13 protein-coding genes are annotated in these 18,310 nt (G+C 53.3%); 5 read left to right on the plus strand and 8 right to left on the minus strand.

Going from position 1 to position 18,310, the window contains the following annotated elements; translation table 11 throughout:
• Positions 1 to 13 precede the first annotated feature (13 nt).
• A complete protein-coding gene (locus tag DW47_RS0110495) occupies positions 14 to 1,291 on the plus strand; it encodes a mechanosensitive ion channel family protein (RefSeq protein ID WP_029686386.1) in 1,278 nt (425 codons plus the stop codon).
• A 53-nt stretch (positions 1,292 to 1,344) separates the two neighbouring features.
• Here DW47_RS0110495 and proY read toward each other — a convergent pair whose 3' ends face one another.
• The 5 genes from proY to phoB form a co-directional block, all read right to left on the minus strand.
• Entirely contained in the window at positions 1,345 to 2,712 is a 1,368-nt protein-coding gene (proY, locus tag DW47_RS0110500; protein WP_029686387.1) for a proline-specific permease ProY, read from the minus strand.
• A 67-nt stretch (positions 2,713 to 2,779) separates the two neighbouring features.
• Entirely contained in the window at positions 2,780 to 4,099 is a 1,320-nt protein-coding gene (gene brnQ, locus DW47_RS0110505) for a branched-chain amino acid transport system II carrier protein (protein WP_029686388.1), read from the minus strand.
• Between the two features lie 380 nt (positions 4,100 to 4,479).
• On the minus strand, positions 4,480 to 5,583 hold the full coding sequence (locus DW47_RS0110515; RefSeq protein WP_029686389.1) for a cobalamin-independent methionine synthase II family protein: 1,104 nt from the start codon (positions 5,581 to 5,583) through the stop codon (positions 4,480 to 4,482).
• Between the two features lie 134 nt (positions 5,584 to 5,717).
• Positions 5,718 to 7,052, minus strand: coding sequence for a phosphate regulon sensor histidine kinase PhoR (gene phoR, locus DW47_RS0110520; RefSeq protein WP_038027529.1), 1,335 nt, complete (start codon positions 7,050 to 7,052; stop codon positions 5,718 to 5,720).
• 15 nt (positions 7,053 to 7,067) lie between these two features.
• Positions 7,068 to 7,757 carry a phosphate regulon transcriptional regulator PhoB gene (gene phoB / locus DW47_RS0110525; RefSeq protein ID WP_029686391.1) on the minus strand — a complete coding sequence of 230 codons (690 nt, stop codon included), beginning with the start codon at positions 7,755 to 7,757 and terminating at the stop codon, positions 7,068 to 7,070.
• 181 nt (positions 7,758 to 7,938) lie between these two features.
• On the opposite strand from phoB, the gene sbcD reads away from it, so the two are divergent.
• Both sbcD and DW47_RS0110535 read left to right on the plus strand, forming a co-directional pair.
• Entirely contained in the window at positions 7,939 to 9,171 is a 1,233-nt protein-coding gene (gene sbcD / locus DW47_RS0110530; RefSeq protein WP_029686392.1) for an exonuclease subunit SbcD, read from the plus strand.
• Positions 9,168 to 12,845 carry an AAA family ATPase gene (locus tag DW47_RS0110535; protein ID WP_029686393.1) on the plus strand — a complete coding sequence of 1,226 codons (3,678 nt, stop codon included), beginning with the start codon at positions 9,168 to 9,170 and terminating at the stop codon, positions 12,843 to 12,845. The genes sbcD and DW47_RS0110535 overlap by 4 nt, the downstream gene beginning before the upstream one ends.
• Positions 12,846 to 12,895: 50 nt before the next feature.
• Here the strand turns inward: DW47_RS0110535 and qhpR are convergent, their stop codons facing one another.
• Positions 12,896 to 13,966 carry an AraC-like transcriptional regulator QhpR gene (gene qhpR, locus DW47_RS0110540; RefSeq protein WP_029686394.1) on the minus strand — a complete coding sequence of 357 codons (1,071 nt, stop codon included), beginning with the start codon at positions 13,964 to 13,966 and terminating at the stop codon, positions 12,896 to 12,898.
• A gap of 154 nt (positions 13,967 to 14,120) precedes the next feature.
• On the minus strand, positions 14,121 to 15,125 hold the full coding sequence (locus tag DW47_RS0110545) for a phosphotransferase enzyme family protein (protein ID WP_029686395.1): 1,005 nt from the start codon (positions 15,123 to 15,125) through the stop codon (positions 14,121 to 14,123).
• A gap of 266 nt (positions 15,126 to 15,391) precedes the next feature.
• Here DW47_RS0110545 and eat point away from each other — a divergent pair, with 266 nt between their 5' ends.
• Positions 15,392 to 16,759 (plus strand): ethanolamine permease, encoded by a 1,368-nt coding sequence (gene eat, locus DW47_RS0110550; RefSeq protein ID WP_029686396.1) that lies wholly within the window; start codon positions 15,392 to 15,394, stop codon positions 16,757 to 16,759.
• Positions 16,760 to 16,927: 168 nt separating this feature from the next.
• The gene (gene rdgC, locus DW47_RS0110555; protein WP_029686397.1) at positions 16,928 to 17,839 is read left to right on the plus strand and encodes a recombination-associated protein RdgC; all 912 of its coding nucleotides are present in this window, start codon (positions 16,928 to 16,930) and stop codon (positions 17,837 to 17,839) included.
• A 40-nt stretch (positions 17,840 to 17,879) separates the two neighbouring features.
• On the opposite strand, the gene ppnP is transcribed toward rdgC, so the two are convergent.
• Positions 17,880 to 18,164 (minus strand): pyrimidine/purine nucleoside phosphorylase, encoded by a 285-nt coding sequence (gene ppnP / locus DW47_RS0110560; RefSeq protein WP_029686398.1) that lies wholly within the window; start codon positions 18,162 to 18,164, stop codon positions 17,880 to 17,882.
• Positions 18,165 to 18,310 lie beyond the last annotated feature (146 nt).

The following is an 18,310-nucleotide window of genomic DNA, read 5'->3' on the forward strand; positions in this document are numbered from 1 at the left end:
TACAGGGAGCGTTATGCAACAACAAATCATAGAATGGCTACAGGCAATGGGCATGACACGCTTTAGTCATGCACTGTCAGTGGTGGCGGTGCTGGCGGTGATCGTTCTGATTTCACTGCTGATCCACCTGCTTGTGCATAAGTGTGTACTGGCCTTATTTAAACGCCGAGCGGAGAAAAATGCTACTCAGTGGTCGAAAGCCCTGCTGCGCCATAAACTTTTTAACCGCACCACCTGGTTGTTACAGGGGATCTTGTTCCAGATCCTGCTGCAGGCGTTGCTGGAAAATAATACCCCGGTATTCTATGCGCTGATGACGGCGGTTCAGCTGTGGATGATTATGTTCTCACTGCTGATCGGTTTTTCACTGCTGGATGTGGTGCAGTACCTGACTGTTCGCAGTACGCTCGCGCGTCAATTACCGCTGCGCGGTATTCTGCAGAGTATTAAACTGGTGGCGGCGATCCTAGTATGTATTCTGATGATTTCGGTGCTGTTGGGCAAATCACCAGGGGTGTTACTGACCGGATTAGGCGCCATGACTGCGGTCCTGATGCTGGTGTTTAAGGACCCAATCCTCGGTCTAGTCGCCGGTATTCAACTGGCCGCCAACGATATGCTGAAACTGAATGACTGGTTGGATATGCCGAAGTACGGTGCCGATGGTGCGGTCATTGATATTAACCTCACCACCGTTAAAGTGCAGAACTGGGATAACACCATCGTCACCATTCCCGCTTATGCCCTGATTTCCGATTCGTTCAAAAACTGGCGGGGGATGTCGGAGTCCGGCGGTCGGCGGATTAAACGCAGCATTACCATCGATGCCAGTTGTATCCACTTCCTGTCAGATGAAGAGTCGCAGGCCCTAAGCCAAGCCCGTCTGCTGGTGCCTTATATGGAGCAGAAACGTAAAGAAGTTGCCGACTGGAATACACAACATGCCGCCAGCCACCAGTCGCCACTGAATAACCGTGCCCTGACCAATGTCGGTACCTTCCGGGTATGGCTGGAAAACTGGTTACGCCACCATCCGCAGATCCGCCAAGATATGTTACTGATGGTCCGGCAATTAAGTCCGACGGATAACGGTCTCCCCATTGAGGTCTATGCGTTTACCAACACCACGGTGTGGGGCGAATACGAACAGATCCAGTGTGATATTTTTGATTATATCTACGCTGCCCTGCCCCATTTCGGCCTGCGGGTGTTCCAGAACCCGACCGGTACCGATATGCGAGCCATGACAGAAAACTTGAGGGGCGCTACCCGCCCCCCTTCCATGCCTTGAACGTAAACAGGGACCGGTATTCGCCGGTCCCTGTGAGAGGTTTTATCGAGATCTTACCGTGCCGTGCTGGTGCGCCGTTTGCTGAGCAACCAGTAACCAGCCAATAGCAGCACTACCCATACTGCTCCAGCATATAAAGAGAGTCGGGTATCCGGGAAGTAGCCAATCAGTGCAATAATAAACACCAAGAACAGGATCCCAATCCCAGACATCAGTGGGCCACCCGGTAACGGAAATTTCAGATCACGGGCTGCCTGCGGACCGATTTTACGGCGGAAACCAATTTGGGCCAGCAGGATCATGATCCAGACCCAGACCGTGGCGAAGGTCGCCAGCGAGGCAATCACTAGGAACACTTTTTCCGGCATCAGATAGTTAAGCAGGACCGCAATCAACAGGGCCACCATCATCACCACTACCGTTAGCCAAGGCGTTCCCTGACGCGACACTCTGGCAAAGGCTTTAGGGGCATCACCCTGCTCTGCCATACCGTGTAGCATGCGACCAACACCAAAAATATCGCTGTTGATCGCCGACAGAGATGCAGTGATCACCACAAAGTTCAACACTGCCGCCGCTGCCGCTACGCCCAGATGCTGGAAAGTGAGAACAAACGGGCTGCCATGAGTACCGACCTGGTCCCAAGGGTAGATCGCCATAATCACAAACAAGGTCCCGACATAAAACACCAAGATCCGCCAAGGCACTGAGTTGATTGCCTTAGGGATGGTATGTTCCGGCTTATCGGCTTCACCGGCAGTGATACCGATAATCTCAATACCGCCATAAGCAAACATCACCATCTGCAGCGAAAGCAGCATTCCGGTAATCCCGTGGGCAAAGAAACCGCCATGGCTCCACAGATTACTGATACCGGTTGGCTGGCCGCCATTGCCAATCCCCCAGATAATCATGCCGAGACCAGCTAGGATCATCAGGACGATGGTGGCGACTTTGAAGAAGGAGAACCAAAACTCAAGCTCGCCGAACACCTTAACGCTCATCATATTGATGGCACCGATGATCAACACCACACTTAATACCCAAATCCAGTGCGGAACCTCCGGGAACCAGACCCCCATATAGACACCGAATGCTGTCACATCGGCAATAGCAACAATCAGGATCTCAAAGCAATAGGTCCAACCGGTAATGTAACCGGCCATCGGACCGAGATAGTCCCTGGCGTAGCGGGAAAAGGACCCCGCATTCGGGTTGTTCACCGACATTTCACCCAGTGCCCGCATAATAATATAGGCAACGGCACCACCTATAATGTATGCCAATAACACACTTGGCCCTGCCATCTGGATCGCATCGGCGGAACCGTAGAAAAGCCCGGTACCAATCGCTGACCCAAGTGCCATAAATCGAATATGTCTGGTGCTTAGCCCCCGGCTCAGCTTGCTTGTTTTTTGCATAACTCCCCATACCTATAAAAAAGAAAAACCACGGGCAAGCCCGTGGTTAACTGAATAGCCGACGCTGTTACTGACGGACTTCTGCCTGCTGCTGCCCTTTCAGGCGGTCAAACAGGGCACAGACCAGTACCACCACCACAGTCGGTGGTAGCCATGACAGCCCCTGACTGGCCAGTGGCAGATTCTGGCAGAAAGCCGGTAACATCGCTTTAAAGCCGGTCCCTTTAAGGGCGTCTACGATACCGAAGACCAGGCTGACTAGCATGGCCGGCGCAATAATACGGCTGCTGCTGTTCCACCAGCGACCGGTAAAGCTGAGGATCACCAGGGCGATACACGGCGGATAAATCGCGGTCAGCACCGGAATCGATAACTGGATCAACTGGCTTAAGCCCAAGTTAGACACCAGCATTGAGAAACCACCCAGGATAAAGACCAGCGCACGATAAGAAAGTGGCAGCAGCTGTGCAAAAAACTCCGCACAGGCACAGGTCAGTCCAACAGCCGTTACCATGCAGGCAACAAAAATCAGCGCGCCGAGGAAGAAGCTGCCCATATCACCGAAAGTGTGCTGGACGTAAGCATGCAGGATAGCGGCACCGTTAGCCCCAGCTGCGACCAAATGACCACTGCCAGACCCGAGACGGAACAGGCATAGATAGACCAGTGTCAGACCGATACCGGCAATTACCCCAGCCAGCATCGTGTAGCGGGTCAGCAGACCGGCATCTTCCACACCCCGAGAGCGGGCAGCATTGACGATAACAATACCAAACACCAGTGCACCTAGGGTATCCATGGTCAAATAACCGTTCACAAAACCGTTGGACAGAGCCGCCGTTTGGTAAGCTTCAACGGCTGGTAGCTCTCCCCCTGCCGGCCAGAGGATCGCCGCCACGCCCAGTACCGCCAGAGCGATAATTTTCAGCGGTGCCAGGAAATGGCCGACTGTATCCAGCAGTTTACCTGGATACAGTGAAATCAGGATCACCAATGCAAAGTAGATCAAGCTGTAAATCAGTAGAGGCATCTCGCCATCACCGGTCAGCGGGGCAATCCCAACTTCAAACGAGACCGTTGCCGTACGCGGGGTGGCAAACAGCGGACCGACAGCCAAGTAGCAGACCGTTGCCAGCACCAGCCCTGCCACTTTACCAATCGGTGAACTAAGGGCATCAATACCGCCCCCGACACGGGCCAACGCAATGACCGTCAGCACCGGTAGTCCGACCGCGGTGATAAGAAAGCCAAGAGCTGCTGTCCAGACATGCTCACCGGCTTCGACACCGACCATAGGGGGGAAAATGATATTTCCCGCGCCGACAAACAAGGCAAAGGTCATAAAGCCCAGTGCCAGAATATCTTTAGATGTTAATCGTTTAGTCATAAATTACTCTGCACATCATGTGCTGACAGGATCAGGAAGTTGAGTTTGGTTATTCTCCAAGTGGGAACAAATGTTCCTGATATCTGGGCAGCTAGGCCGAGATAACCGTGAAATTAGGAATAATTTTTTTTCACCGAGGAGTACTGCGATAACGGCCATAAGTAAAACTTTTATAGCAAAAAAAGGCAATAAGGAATCCCCAAAGCAGAAGTAAATTCCGGATAAAAAAACAAAAGCAGCGAATATGACGGGCTTATTCCGCAAGAGAGGAAGATGATAAGTAGAAAATTTACACTAACACGGTTTTTGAAATAAGTTTTTCCTATGAGATAAGTGTAAAAAAAGCGCGTAACACGCGCTTTTTCATTTCAGAAGATGATTTACCACACCTCGTTGGCAATCGTCACCACACTGCGGACTTTCTGCCACTGCTCTTCTTCGGTCAGGCTGTTGCCCTCCTCGGTTGAGGCAAACCCGCACTGTGGGCTGAGACAGATCTGGTCCAAGCTGATGTATTGCGTCGCTTCTTGAATGCGCGCTTTCACCTGTGCAGGCGCTTCTAAGCTGCCGTTTTTGGTGGTAATGAGTCCTAGAACTGCCTGCTGATGCCCCGGACGGATAAAGCGTAGCGGCTCAAAGCCTCCGGAACGTTCATTGTCATACTCAAGGAAGAAGGCATCGACATTGACTTGGCCGAAGAGGATCTCAGCCACAGGTTCGTAACCGCCCTCAGAAATCCACGTTGAACGGAAGTTACCACGGCAAACATGCAGGCTAACGGTCAGATCAGAAGGTTTACCCATCAGCGCCTTATTAAGGACCTCAGCATAAGTCTCGGCCAGTTGCTGAGGATCATCGCCACGGGCACGTACTTGGGCTTTCTGGTCTTCAGAACAGAGATACGCCCAAACAGTATCATCCAGTTGCAGATAACGGCAGCCAGCCTGATAAAAGGCATTGATTGCATCACGCCAAGTAGTTGCCAGATCCTCAAAATAGTCCGCCAAGTCTGGGTACACCGTTTCATCGATATATTTACGACCACCACGGAAGTGCAGCACACTTGGGCTAGGAATGGTCATCTTGGCGGTAGTATCACCGGCGATACTTTGTAGATAGCGGAAATCCTGTAGCATCGGATGATCACTGAAGCCGAGCTTACCGGTAACACGGACACCACGGGCTTTGGTTTGGACCCCGTTGAATTGGATCCCCTGCTCGGACTCGAAAGGCTCTACCCCATCCAGCCCGTCAAAGAAATCGAAGTGCCACCACGCACGGCGAAATTCCCCATCGGTGACTACCTGTAACCCGGCCTGACGCTGTTTCTCCACCACATCAAGGATCGCTGCATCTTCAACCGCTCTCAGCCCTTCGGCATCCAGTGTTCCATTAGCAAATTCAATACGCGCCTGTTTAATCGCGTCAGGGCGCAGAAAACTGCCGACGATATCTGCACGAAAGGGGGGTTGTTCTCTTTGCATAAGGGTCCTCCGCGTTCCGGTGTCCGGAAATGTGAATTATTAAGCCATCTGGACGGCTAAATTATTCATCCAGAATGACATGAGAAAAATTCCTGTTCAAATGAATAAATTTCAACTTCATTGAGATTTATTCATTACTCACCGTGAGGAATAGAGGGGGCTAACTCGGTGGTTTCCGACTCAACTTGTGGCTTAACCAAACGCCAAGGCAACACAAACCTAAAGCAGGTCGCTCCAGGTACACTGGTGATCACTAACTTAGTGCCATGCGGATTCAGCGCATGTTTAACTATCGCCAACCCCAATCCACTACCGCCGGTCTGTCGGGAGCGGGCTTTATCGACTCGGTAAAAACGTTCCGTCAGATGGGGAATATGCTCCGCAGCGATGCCCGGCCCATTATCAGTCACCGAAAACAATGCCCCCTCAGCCGTGGAGTGCCAATGCACCTCAATCCGAGTTTGTTCAGGCGTGTGGTTTATTGCATTGTAGATCAGATTCGATATCGCGCTGTGCAACAGCTCACCGTTGCCAAATACCTGCAATTGCGGTTCAACGGTGAAATGCACCTGTTGGCCGGATTTTTTCAAGCTGTCACACTCTTGCTGCAACATAGACAGCATCGCGGGGACATCGACCCGCTCTTTCAAGGTAGTGACCGGTGCCGCCTCAATACGGGTTAGGGTCATCAACTGACGGATCAATCCTTCCATACGCCGCGACTGTTCCTGCATGGTGGAAACCGCCTTCTGCCGCAGCGGCGCACTGAGAGCATCCTCTTCCATCATCTCAAGATAGCCCTGGATCACCGTTAAAGGCGTGCGTAATTCATGGCTGACATTGGCGAAAAAGTGGCGGCGCATATTTTCCAGCTGACGCATTTGGGTCATATCGCGGGCACTGATCAACCACTGCCCTTCGCTGTAGGGCATAATACGAAACTCCATCCACTGTCCATTGTTCAATAACTGAGTAAGCGGACGGGAAAAGTCGGCCAGTTGCAAATAACGACTGAACTCCGGATAACGCAGCAGGTTGAGGATATTCTGACCATTATCTTCTGGCCAGCGTAGTCCTAGATACTGTTGTGCCAGCCCGTTACACCAAAAAATATTACCCTCTTCGGTGGTCAGTACCAGCGCATCCGGCAGCGACTCGGCACCGCTGCGAAAACGTTTGATCAGATGACGTAACTCGCCGCGGCGACGGCGGTTACGGGCCTGCATTAAATAAAGCCCGTGAAATAGCGGTTCCCAACTGCCTTTTGCCACCGGTGGAGTCAGGGTTTTATCGACCCATAACCAGTGTGACAAGCGCATTAACTGAATAAAGTGGCGAAACAGTAACAGCAGTGTCGCAGCAAACAGACACCAGCCCGGATAACCAGTCAGTAAACCGACGATCCCACCCAGCACACACACCAGCAACAGCTCCGTCAGTAAACTACGCCATGAGAGTTTTTCCAGCACTGGGCTAACCTCCTGTCAGTAACGGGCAGAAAAGCGATAGCCAGTACCGCGTACCGTCTGGATCATCGGATCATAGCCCCCGCCTTCCAGTGCTTTGCGTAACCGCCGGATATGCACATCTACCGTGCGATCTTCAACGTAGACATTGGTGCCCCAGACATGGTTAAGCAGTTGCTCGCGGCTATATACCCGCTCCGGATGAGTCATAAAAAAATGCAGCAGCTTATATTCAGTCGGCCCCATTTCCAGCGGCATCTCACCGGCCATGACCCGGTGCGATACTGGGTCGAGGGTCAGGCCACGGATATCGATCAGTTCATCTTCGGCGGTGGGTGAAATGCGGCGAATAATCGCTTTAACCCGCGCTATTAACTCACGGGGGGAGAAAGGTTTGGTAATATAGTCATCGGCACCGGCATCTAGCCCTCGGACACGGTCTTCTTCTTCGCCGCGGGCGGTTAGCATCACGACTGGGATCTCACGGGTCATGGCTTCTTTTTTTAGCAGCTTAATGAGTTGCAGGCCGCTGCCACCCGGTAACATCCAGTCGAGTAAAATCAAATCGGGCCAAGGTTCGATCAGTTGTTGGACCGCGCCGTCATAATCCTCGGCTTCTACCGGGTGGTAGCCATGCTGCTCCAGCACTAAACAGAGCATTTCCCGAATCGGGGCTTCATCTTCGACAACCAGAATACGTTTAGCCATTGTTTCTCCAGCGGACAGGTTTGGAATTTTCCAAATCAGGCGCCATTGTGAGACAGTTTTATGACAGATTTATGAATAACTGTCAGGCAGATTACCGTAAATCCTGACATTGTTAACAGGACCTTTTTATCGCGGCCGTCACAGCAGGTATACTGCCCGCTATGGCAATCGCGGGAGCACTATGAAAATTATCCATACTTCGGACTGGCATCTTGGTCAGTTCTTCTACACCCGGAGCCGTGCGCGTGAGCATCAGGCCTTTCTTGACTGGCTGCTGGCACAGATCACCGCGCATCAGGTGGATGCGCTGATTATCGCAGGGGATATTTTTGATACCGGCTCTCCGCCCAGTTATGCCCGTGAAATGTATAACCGCTTTGTGGTGGCCCTGCAACACACCCGTTGCCAACTGGTGGTCTTGGCCGGCAACCATGATTCGGTCTCCATGCTGAATGAATCTCGGGAGCTGCTTGCCTGCCTGAATACCCGGGTGATCGCCAGTGCCAGCCCGCAGGTGGATGACCAAATCCTGCTGTTAAACGACGCCCAACAGCAACCGGCGGCAATTGTCTGTGCCATTCCCTATCTGCGCCCTCGAGATATTCAGTTCAGTCAAGCGGGTCTCGACAGCCAGCAGAAGCAGCAAAATCTATTACAGGCGATCACTGACCATTACCAACGCTGCTATCAGGCGGCCTTGGCACTGCGAGAGTCCATGGATCGCCCACAGTTACCGATCATCGCCACCGGCCATCTGACCGCCCTTGGGGTCAGTAAAAGTGATTCGGTGCGGGATATCTATATCGGTACCCTGGATGCTTTTCCGGCGATGGCTTTTCCGCCGGCTGACTATATTGCCCTCGGCCATATCCATCGTCCGCAACAGGTCGCGGGAGACCCGAATATCCGCTATAGCGGTTCGCCGATCCCCCTCAGCTTTGACGAGACCGGCGGTGACAAAAGTATTTGCCTGATCGACTGTGGCGAGGATCGTCCGCTGACGGTAAGCCAGATCACCGTGCCCTGCTTCCAGCCACTAAAAACCCTAAAAGGCTCGTTGGAAGAGATTGCCGCCCAACTTCCCACCGCCGTACCCCGAGATGCTGCGCACCCAGTATGGCTAGATATTGAGATCGCCCATCAGGAATACCTCAGTGACCTGCAGACTCGGGTAGAAGCGTTACTCGAAGGCTGGCCTGCCGAGGTATTGTTACTGCGCCGCAGCCGTGCCCCCTCTTCCGCGGGTCTGCATCGTCAGACGAATGAAACCCTTAATGAACTGAGCAGTGAAGAAGTGTTCCAGCGCCGCCTAGCACAGGAAGAGAACTTGACTGAACCCGAGCAACAACGACTGATGACACTGTTCAAGCAGACCTTGGAGCAAGTTCAGCTGGTGGATGACACTACCCCATGAAAATATTGACCCTACGCTTTAAAAACCTCAACGCCCTACGCGGTGAGTGGTTTATTGATTTCCGTCGCCAGCCGTTTGCCGGTAACGGCCTGTTTGCCATCACCGGCGATACCGGTGCCGGTAAAACCACCTTACTGGATGCAATCTGTTTAGCGCTTTATCACCAAACACCCCGTCTCAGCCATATCAACCAGACCCAAAATGCGCTCATGAGCCGTGGCAGCGGCGAATGTTTGGCGGAAGTCGAGTTTGAAATTCGCGGTGAAGCCTGGCGGGCATTTTGGAGCCAGAGTCGGGCTCGTGGTCAGCAAGACGGTAAGTTACAGCCGCCACGGGTGGAGCTGGCCCGCTGTACGGATAATGTGATTGTTGCCGATAAAATCCAAGACAAACTGCGACTCACCGAACAGTTATCCGGACTGAATTTCCAGCGTTTTACCCGCTCCATGATGTTATCTCAGGGGCAGTTTGCGGCCTTTCTCAACGCCGCTCCCGGAGAGCGGGCTGAACTGCTGGAGGAACTGACCGGTACTGAAATCTACGGCCAGATCTCACGGGCCGTGTTTGAAAATCATAAGCAGCGCCGCCAGCAACTGGACACGCTGCGCGCTGGTCTGTCAGGCGTAGTAATACTGGATGAGGGTGAGCGCCAGCGGATCAGTGACCAGCAACAACATTTGGTTGGTGCAGAAACGGCCCTTCAAACGGCGATTAGCCGTGACGAACAAGCCCTGCATTGGTGCCAGCAACAGGATAGGCTACGACAGCAGCAGCAGGAATGCAGTAATTCCTTGCGTCAACATCAGGACGCTTGGCAGCAAGCCGAGCCACAGCGTCAGCGTCTGAGTGACAGTGAACCGGCAGAGAAAATCCGCCCACAGTGGCAACAACTGACCCAAGCCCAGCAACAACAACAGAGGCTATTGCAACAGCAGGCCGATGCCGCCAGCGCTCAGCAGCGAGCTGAAGCCCGACACGTCGAAAGCCTGCAACACTGGCAGCGGGCAGAACAGGACTATCGGCAGCGGCAACAGCAGCAGCGTGACCAAGAGGGCATGCTCAATGAGCAGGTGATCCCCCTTGATGGACAGATTAACTACCAGCAACAGCAACTCGAGACCAGCCACCAGCAACAGCAGCGCTTACAACAACAGTGGCAGGCTTGTCGACAGCAGTTACAGCAGGCAGAGCAACAGCAACAACAGCTTAGCCGCCAGCGACAACAGTGGCTGGACTGGCAGCAACAGCACCCGACTCTGGCAGAGCATGGCCCTGCCCTGACGTTATGGCAGGAGAAATTCGGTCATTGGCAGCAACAGTTTACCCTGAGGAAACAACTGGCGGAGCGGCTGACTGGCCAGCAACAGCAGTTCCATCAGCAGCAACAGACTCTGCACGCCAGTGAACAGCAATCCCCACCGCTGGAGCAAGCCGAACGTCAGGCCGCCCACGAAGTGAAACGACTCACCCAAGCCTTGCAGCAACTGGAGAGCCGTGCCGCCAGTGCTGATTTGCGTCACACCCTAGAGCAGTCACGGGCGCAGTCCACTGCCCGCCGCCAGCTAATGCTGCTCTCCTCCAAGGCCGACCCCCTACTTCGCCAGTTGGCCCAACTGCAACCGCAGGCAGATGCTTTGCTGCAGAAAATCAGTACTGAACAGCAGGCGTTGGAGCAGTTTCGTCAGCAGTTTGTAACCGAAAAACAGCAACTGCAGGCACTGACCACTCTCTGTGCGTTGGAATCTCGCATCACCGATCTGTCGGCGTTGCGGGAACAGCTAGAGGCCGGGGCAGCCTGCCCGCTGTGTGGCTCCTGTGAGCATCCGGCGGTAGAGCAGTATCAGCAATTGCAGGTGGATGAAAACCAACAGCGTAAGCAGGCTCAAGAAAAGAAAGTCACCGCCCTGCAGGAAGAAGGGGGGCGCCGTAAAGAACAACTGACCCAGGCCGAGCAGCAGCACCGCCAGATGCTAGAGGAGATCCGCCGGGCTAGTGAGGAACGGGATATTCTGCAACAGCAGTGGCAAGCGCTGTGCCAAACGTTGACGTTCAGTGCAGAGCTCAGCGACAACCAAGCCGTGCAGCACTATCTTAATCATGCGGAACAGCAGGAACAGGCCTTACAGCAGCAGCTACTGGACCGTGAACAGGCCACCAGTGCCAGCCGCAATGCCAGAGAGCAGTTACAGTACTGCCAGCAGCAGAGCCAGCAACATCAGCAAGAGATAGCGCTGTTACGCCAGCAATTGACCAGCCAGCAACAACTGTGTGATGACACCGCTGATAGCCTGCGCACGGCGACCGCTCAAGCCGATCAGCTGTTAAGCGCTCTGCAGCAGGCTGTTGCCCAACATGGCTTACAGTTGCCACAAGATCCGCAACAGGCTAGCGAGTGGTTTAACGAGCAACTCGCCCTCTGGCAGGCTTGGCAGAAAAATCAGCAACACCTGCACGACAGTGAACCGGAACTGGCGCGACTGAATACTCTATTGGAGCAGTTACAGCGTGACGGTGAGCAGTATCACAAAGAGTTAACCCAAGCGACCGAGCACCTGAGTAAGTTAAATAACCAACTTAACGCCCTGCGTCAGCAACGAAAGACACTGTTCGGCGAACGGCTGGTGACCGATGCACGCCGTGAGATGAGCCGCCAGCTGACTGAGCAGGAACAGCAGTTACAACAGCTCACCGTAAAGCTGCAACAACACCAAGCAGAGCTAAGCAGCCGACAGGGACAGTACCAATTATTGGTACAGCAGCTTGAGCAACTGGCGGCACAACTCGTCGACAGCGAAGTGCGGTTCAATACGGCGTTACAACAACAGGGGTTTGATAGCCTTCAGGATTTCCAAGCCGCCTTATTGGACACCGACCAGGCCGAAGCACTACGTCAGCACATCCACCAACTGTCACAGGCGCTGCAGCAGAGTGAGGCACTGCTGACCCAGGCCAGTCGGCAATTAGAGCAGCATCAGCAACAGGTACCAGCAGACTTGCCGGAAGATCGCCAACAGTTAAGCGGACGACTGGTGAGCCAACGCCAAAAACTGAAAGACAATCTGTCTATGCAGGGGGAATTACGCCAGCAATTACAGGCCGATGATCGCTATCGGGTCGAACAACAAAAACTGATCGCCGAGATCGACAGCTGTCAGCGAGAACTGGCCGACTGGGATCAATTAAACCAGTTGATCGGCTCCGCCAGTGGTGATCGTTTCCGTCGCTTTGCCCAGGGGTTAACCCTAGATCACTTAGTCTTTCTGGCGAATCAACAACTGACACGGCTGCATGGCCGCTATCTGTTGAAACGTCAATCAGGTGAAACCCTTGAGCTGGCAGTGGTTGACCTATGGCAGGCGGATAACCTCCGCGATACCCGTACCCTGTCTGGCGGCGAGAGCTTCCTGGTCAGTTTGGCACTGGCACTGGCCTTATCCGATCTGGTCAGTGATAAAAACCGTATTGAGTCGCTATTTCTTGATGAAGGTTTCGGCACCCTGGATGCAGAGACGCTCGATGTGGCCTTGGATGCGCTGGATAACCTCAATGCCAGCGGTAAGACTATTGGCGTTATCAGCCACGTTCAGGCGATGAAGGAGCGTATTCCGGTACAGATCCGCGTACTGAAAAATAATGGCCTGGGCTACAGTAAACTGGAACTGCCGCCGGAATAAGCGAACAGTTTGTCGGACAAGCAGACCGCCCGATAACCCCACTGCGGCGGTCAGGCTGATTGATTCTCCTGACGCCGCCACTGGCGGGGACTGATCCCGAACCAGCGTCGGCAAGCACGGGAGAAGGCACTGACCTCAGAATATCCGAGCAACATAGCCATCTCCGAGACGGACAGGGATTTCTGTTGCAGATAGTGGCTGGCCAGTTCACTGCGAACCTTGTCCAACAGTAATGAATAACTGAAATTATGTTCACGCAGGCGACGCTGTAATGTCCATTCTGACAATCCCATATTCTCGGCCACCTGTTCCAGAGATGGCTCGCCATTACTGAGTAACAGGTGAATACAGGCACGAACTTTGCCGATTAACCCCTGACTTTCACGGCTGGTATTGAGGCGCTGGAGGGCATCTTTCACTACCATCAACAGCATAGGGTCATTATCCGGCATGCTGCGTTGCACTTCGCGTTTGTTGATGATAAGAGAGTTAAATGGCTGATCGAAATAGACTGGCGCATCAAACACTTTACAGTGCTCGTGCCAGTTTTCTGGGCGCGCATGTTCAAAGTGAACTTCTCGGGGAGCCCAGTGTGCACCGGCGCAATGACGGATCAGGTTCATAAACATACCGAGTGTTAGTTCCGCATCTTGACGTCTGGAGAGAATAGCGCCATGTCGTACCTGATAATCCAAACGCCAGTAATCCCCCTTATCCACCATCCGCGTCAGCGTGTCATGCTGATGGCAGGGAAAGGCCTGCACCACGTTATGCAATGCGGCTTCCAAGGTTGGTGAACACAGCCCAATATAGCCGATAAGGCCCAGCGATTGGGGCTTAAATTGACGGCCATAATGTAGCCCAAAATTGTTGGTTGAAGAGTGACGGGCCGCTTCTTCCAGCACCCGGCAATAATTGACCAGTCCGAGACTGAGAGTCGGGCTGCCGAGCAATTCAGGGTCGACGCCGCTAAGGCCAAAAATACGATCACTGTCGCCCCCCTGGCGGGTAATAAAATCACTCAGGCCGGTGGCCGCAGCAGCTAATACCCCGCGGTTGCCAGCATTCAGCCCAGAAGCAGCCTGAGAGGCAGTGGTGAAAAGTGTCGTTGGAGTGTTCATACCGATCCTGAAATGCCTCACATCATTATTGATGATCACTATGCAATTCTTATACCAGCGGAACAGACCTCGGAAAACAGAAGGTTAGGCCCTGCACTGTGGCAGGGCATGGGGGATTGCACCTCAGTAGTGCATGATTATGGTGCAGGCAGCGTCAGGCTCCAACCGGCCAGTGGTCGGTCTCCAGGTAACGGCGGCTCAAACGAACCGTGTCTGCTGACCAATTAGCTTCAACGCTCTGCGCCATTTCGGTATTAGCATGGGACCCCATCCAAGCACTCAGTTGCAGGCGACGCTGCATCAGCATGTCTGGGATAATCGCCCTATCAGCATCGTTAATATGTGCCACCCGCTCATAACCGGTTAGCCAGTTATCAATCCATTCTGCTGCACGGGGATGATGTTCACAAAAACTCACCGCCGCCGCCAGATCATGCATATACCAACCAAAGCCACAGTCATCAAAGTCGATAATCCGCGTCTCACCCTGATGGTGCAGCAGGTTAGTCAGCCGCAGATCCGCATGGATCAAACCGTAACGATCCGGTTGCTGACCATACTCCGCCAGCCGTCGATTAATTTTTGAAATTGCCTGTCGGATCAGCGGATGATCACTCTCCGCCAGTTTGGGCGCATCTTGCCAGCGTCCCCAGTGGCCGTTATCACCGAGCATAGTGTGATGGTCCCAGATGATACGCTGAAAGCCCTGTGGACGCTGCCAATGGCGGCTATGCTGGTGCAGGCGGGCGGTCACTTCTCCGAGGGCACGAAACGCCACCGGATCCACATCGGAGGTCGGCATCTCACCGGCCATCCACTCAAAGATCACCACATGGCGAACACTGCCGTCTTCCGAAACAACCGTTTGTACCGTTTCCCCGTCACTGTCCGCCATCGCACGCGGGACTTCGATACCGCTGTCACGCAGCGCGTCCAGCCACATTAACTCGCTAAGGATGTCGGCTTTCTGGTGGTAGTCAGCACGGTGCAGACGTAGTGCGTAACGCTGGCTGGGCGTTTTCAGTAAAAAGGTGGCGTTTTCTGAACGACAAATCAGGGACAACTCTCCCTGAAGTGCAGGCGGGTAACGCAGTAGCGCTTGCTGCGCTAAGCCAAAAATCTGGTGATCCGTCAGTGAGTCATTCTGTTTAACTTCCATTACCCGCCCCTCTGTACATAAAGTTATTTTGCTGTCCTGACCCCAGAATGCCCTCAGCAGACCGCAAATTTCCTGACACTGCAACAGCAAAACCTGACTGCAGACGACAATCTGTGCGCTGCTGTTACCAAAGTTGACTTCAGACGACAACAATATGACTTCCGGGGTCAGGTTTTTGTCAGCCTGTGCGCGGCATTATGCCTGTGGCAGCGTAGTTTGCCGGGCCTTGGCTCGGTAAAAGGGTTATTTCACGACGGGATACGATGATGACAACAACACTAAAACCCACACTCGGCACCTTCTCCCTCTGGGGAATTGCGGTCGGTCTGGTCATCTCCGGCGAATATTTTGGCTGGAGTTATGGTTGGGGCGTGGCAGGTACCCTTGGGTTCCTAATCACCACACTGTTAATTGCGTTAATGTACGGCTGTTTTATTTTCAGTTTCACAGAGTTAACTACCGCTATTCCCCATGCAGGCGGCCCCTTTGCCTATAGTCGCCGGGCTTACGGTGAAACCGGTGGCCTGATCGCCGGGCTAGCAACCCTAATTGAATTTGTGTTTGCCCCGCCCGCTATCGCCTTGGCGATAGGCGCCTATCTAAACGTACAATTTCCCTCACTCAATCCAAAAGTTGCGGCAGTCGGTGCCTATATTCTGTTTATGGGCTTGAATATCCTTGGGGTCAAACTGGCTGCGATGTTTGAGCTGGTAGTGACCCTGCTGGCGGTATTTGAGTTACTGGTGTTTATGGGCGTCGTGGCACCGGGCTTTAGTATGGCAAACTTTACCGCCCATGGCTGGGCCGGTGGCGAAAGCTTTGGACTGCCAGCCATCAGTGGGATTTTTGCGGCTATTCCGTTTGCCATTTGGTTTTTTCTAGCAATCGAAGGGGCGGCTATGGCTGCCGAAGAAGCTAAAAATCCACGTAAAAATATTCCCCGCGCCTACATTTCGGGCATTCTGACGCTGGTGGTGCTGGCAATAGGAGTGATGCTACTGGCCGGTGGTGCTGGCGACTGGCGTAAGCTGTCGGATATCAATGATCCCTTGCCACAGGCCATGAAAATGATTGTCGGTGAGCATTCACGATGGATGCATATGCTGGTGTGGATCGGTCTGTTCGGGCTGGTGGCCAGTTTCCACGGGATCATCCTCGGCTTCTCACGGCAGTTCTTTGCCTTGGCGCGCGCCGGTTATCTGCCTCAGGGGCTGGCTAAACTGTCCCGCCAGCAGACCCCTTACCGCGCGACCCTGGCCGGTGGTGCTATCGGTATTATTGCTATCTTCAGCGATAACTGGGTACATCTTCAGGGTATGACCTTGACGGCGGCAATGATCACCTTGGCGGTGTTCGGCGCGATTGTCATGTATATCATGAGTATGATGAGCCTGTTTAAACTGCGTCGCACCGCACCAGATATGGCTCGCAGCTTCCGCGCACCGGGGTATCCGCTGGTTCCTGGTATTGCCTTGGTGCTAGCAGTACTCTGCCTAGTGTCGATGGTGTGGTTTAACCCCATTATTGCCCTGCTGTTTGTGGTGATCATGCTGGCAGGCTATCTCTACTTCCGTGCGACCTCAGTGCAACGTCAGCAGGCCCCTCACGATAAGCTGTTAATGGATAACGAGTAACAGATGCGGGCAATCCTGGCTGTTCCCCGGACTTGCCCGCCCTTTGCACCTCGCGCGCTCCCCTGCGCCATCACGGCTTGTCCGATTTCTGCCCGCGATTGCTGAAACCCGCCCTATGATTGGGTATCATCTCCATCCTGTACGAACACGCCCGCCTAAGGAATTCAGATGCTGTGGTTTAAAAATATGATGGTGTATCGCCTGAACAGAGAGATCCCGCTCTCTGCAGAAGATATGGAAAAGCAACTCAGTGCGTGCAGTTTTACCCCCTGCGGCAGCCAGGACCAGTCTAAAACTGGCTGGGTATCGCCGCTGAATGATCACAGCGACTCACTGCTACACGTCAGTCAGGGGCAGATCCTACTTTGCGCCCGCAAAGAAGAAAAAATTCTCCCAGCTCCGGTGATCAAACAGGCCCTGGAAGCCAAAATCAGCCATCTGGAAAAAGAGCAGCAACGTAAGCTGAAAAAAACCGAAAAAGATTCCCTGAAGGATGAGGTGATCCATACCCTGCTACCAAGAGCATTTAGCCGTTACAGTCAGACTTGGCTATGGATCGATCCACAACATCAGCTGATTATGGTCGACAGTGCCAGTGCCAAAAAAGCGGAAGATTTACTAGCATTGCTGCGTAAAAGTCTCGGCTCCCTGCCGGTGGTACCACTTTCACTGGAAACCCCAATCGAGCTGACCCTGACCGAATGGGTCCGTTCCGGAACCCCCGCGGCGGGGTTTGCACTGATGGATGAAGCAGAACTGAAAGCGACCTTGGAAGAAGGCGGTGTGATCCGCTGTAAAAAACAGGAGTTGGTCAGCGACGAGATCGCCCATCATATTGAAGCCGGTAAGCGGGTCACCAAACTGGCGGTCGACTGGCAGGAGCGGCTGCAATGTGTGATCTGTGATGATGGCTCGGTGAAACGTCTGAAGTTTAGTGAAACCGTACGTGAACAGAATGATGAGATTGACCGAGAAGATCAGGCATTGCGCTTTGATGCTGATTTTGTACTGATGACCGGTGAGTTGGCGGCCTTTACTGAAGCGCTGGTTGAAGCCCTAGGCGGCGAAGCTCAGCAGTAACCTGCGGGCCATGCGCGCAGCCGCGCATGGCCTTAATCCGTTACAGGTAGCGACAGAGGTATGCGCTTTCCTCTGCAACCTGCAAATAAAACTCACTTTTTCCCGGCACATTAAAGGATGAACCGGCTTCAAACCACTGCCATTCTGTTTCACCTGGCAACAGCACTTTCAGCGCGCCGCTAACCACGGTCATCTCTTCAGGTTTTCCGGTACCAAAGGTGTATTCCCCGGTGGACATGACCCCGATGGTTGCTTCTCCAGACAGGGTGTTTTCAAAAGCAATCGACTTCACTTTACCTTCAAAGTACTCATTTGACTTCAGCATGTGATTTCCTTAGTAATCTGCGGGGGTTTTCGACAGTGTAAGAGCAGAAATCACCGCTTGTCACGTAAAAAATCTGCGACATCATTTACTTAGGCGAAGTCAGGACAATGCCCTTTGAAAGCGGATGCAGGAAGTCAAAACGGCGG

The sequence above is a fragment of the Tatumella saanichensis genome, assembly GCF_000439375.1.
GTDB lineage: Bacteria > Pseudomonadota > Gammaproteobacteria > Enterobacterales > Enterobacteriaceae > Tatumella > Tatumella saanichensis.

Coding starts and splice junctions, on each gene's coding strand:
- qhpR (WP_029686394.1), bottom strand. CDS start 13,966: ATGAACACTCCAACGACACTTTTCACCACTGCCTCTCAGGCTGCTTCT.
- DW47_RS0110495 (WP_029686386.1), top strand. CDS start 14: ATGCAACAACAAATCATAGAATGGCTACAGGCAATGGGCATGACACGC.
- eat (WP_029686396.1), top strand. CDS start 15,392: ATGACAACAACACTAAAACCCACACTCGGCACCTTCTCCCTCTGGGGA.
- phoB (WP_029686391.1), bottom strand. CDS start 7,757: ATGGCTAAACGTATTCTGGTTGTCGAAGATGAAGCCCCGATTCGGGAA.
- ppnP (WP_029686398.1), bottom strand. CDS start 18,164: ATGCTGAAGTCAAATGAGTACTTTGAAGGTAAAGTGAAGTCGATTGCT.
- DW47_RS0110515 (WP_029686389.1), bottom strand. CDS start 5,583: ATGCAAAGAGAACAACCCCCCTTTCGTGCAGATATCGTCGGCAGTTTT.
- DW47_RS0110535 (WP_029686393.1), top strand. CDS start 9,168: ATGAAAATATTGACCCTACGCTTTAAAAACCTCAACGCCCTACGCGGT.
- rdgC (WP_029686397.1), top strand. CDS start 16,928: ATGCTGTGGTTTAAAAATATGATGGTGTATCGCCTGAACAGAGAGATC.
- DW47_RS0110545 (WP_029686395.1), bottom strand. CDS start 15,125: ATGGAAGTTAAACAGAATGACTCACTGACGGATCACCAGATTTTTGGC.
- sbcD (WP_029686392.1), top strand. CDS start 7,939: ATGAAAATTATCCATACTTCGGACTGGCATCTTGGTCAGTTCTTCTAC.
- brnQ (WP_029686388.1), bottom strand. CDS start 4,099: ATGACTAAACGATTAACATCTAAAGATATTCTGGCACTGGGCTTTATG.
- proY (WP_029686387.1), bottom strand. CDS start 2,712: ATGCAAAAAACAAGCAAGCTGAGCCGGGGGCTAAGCACCAGACATATT.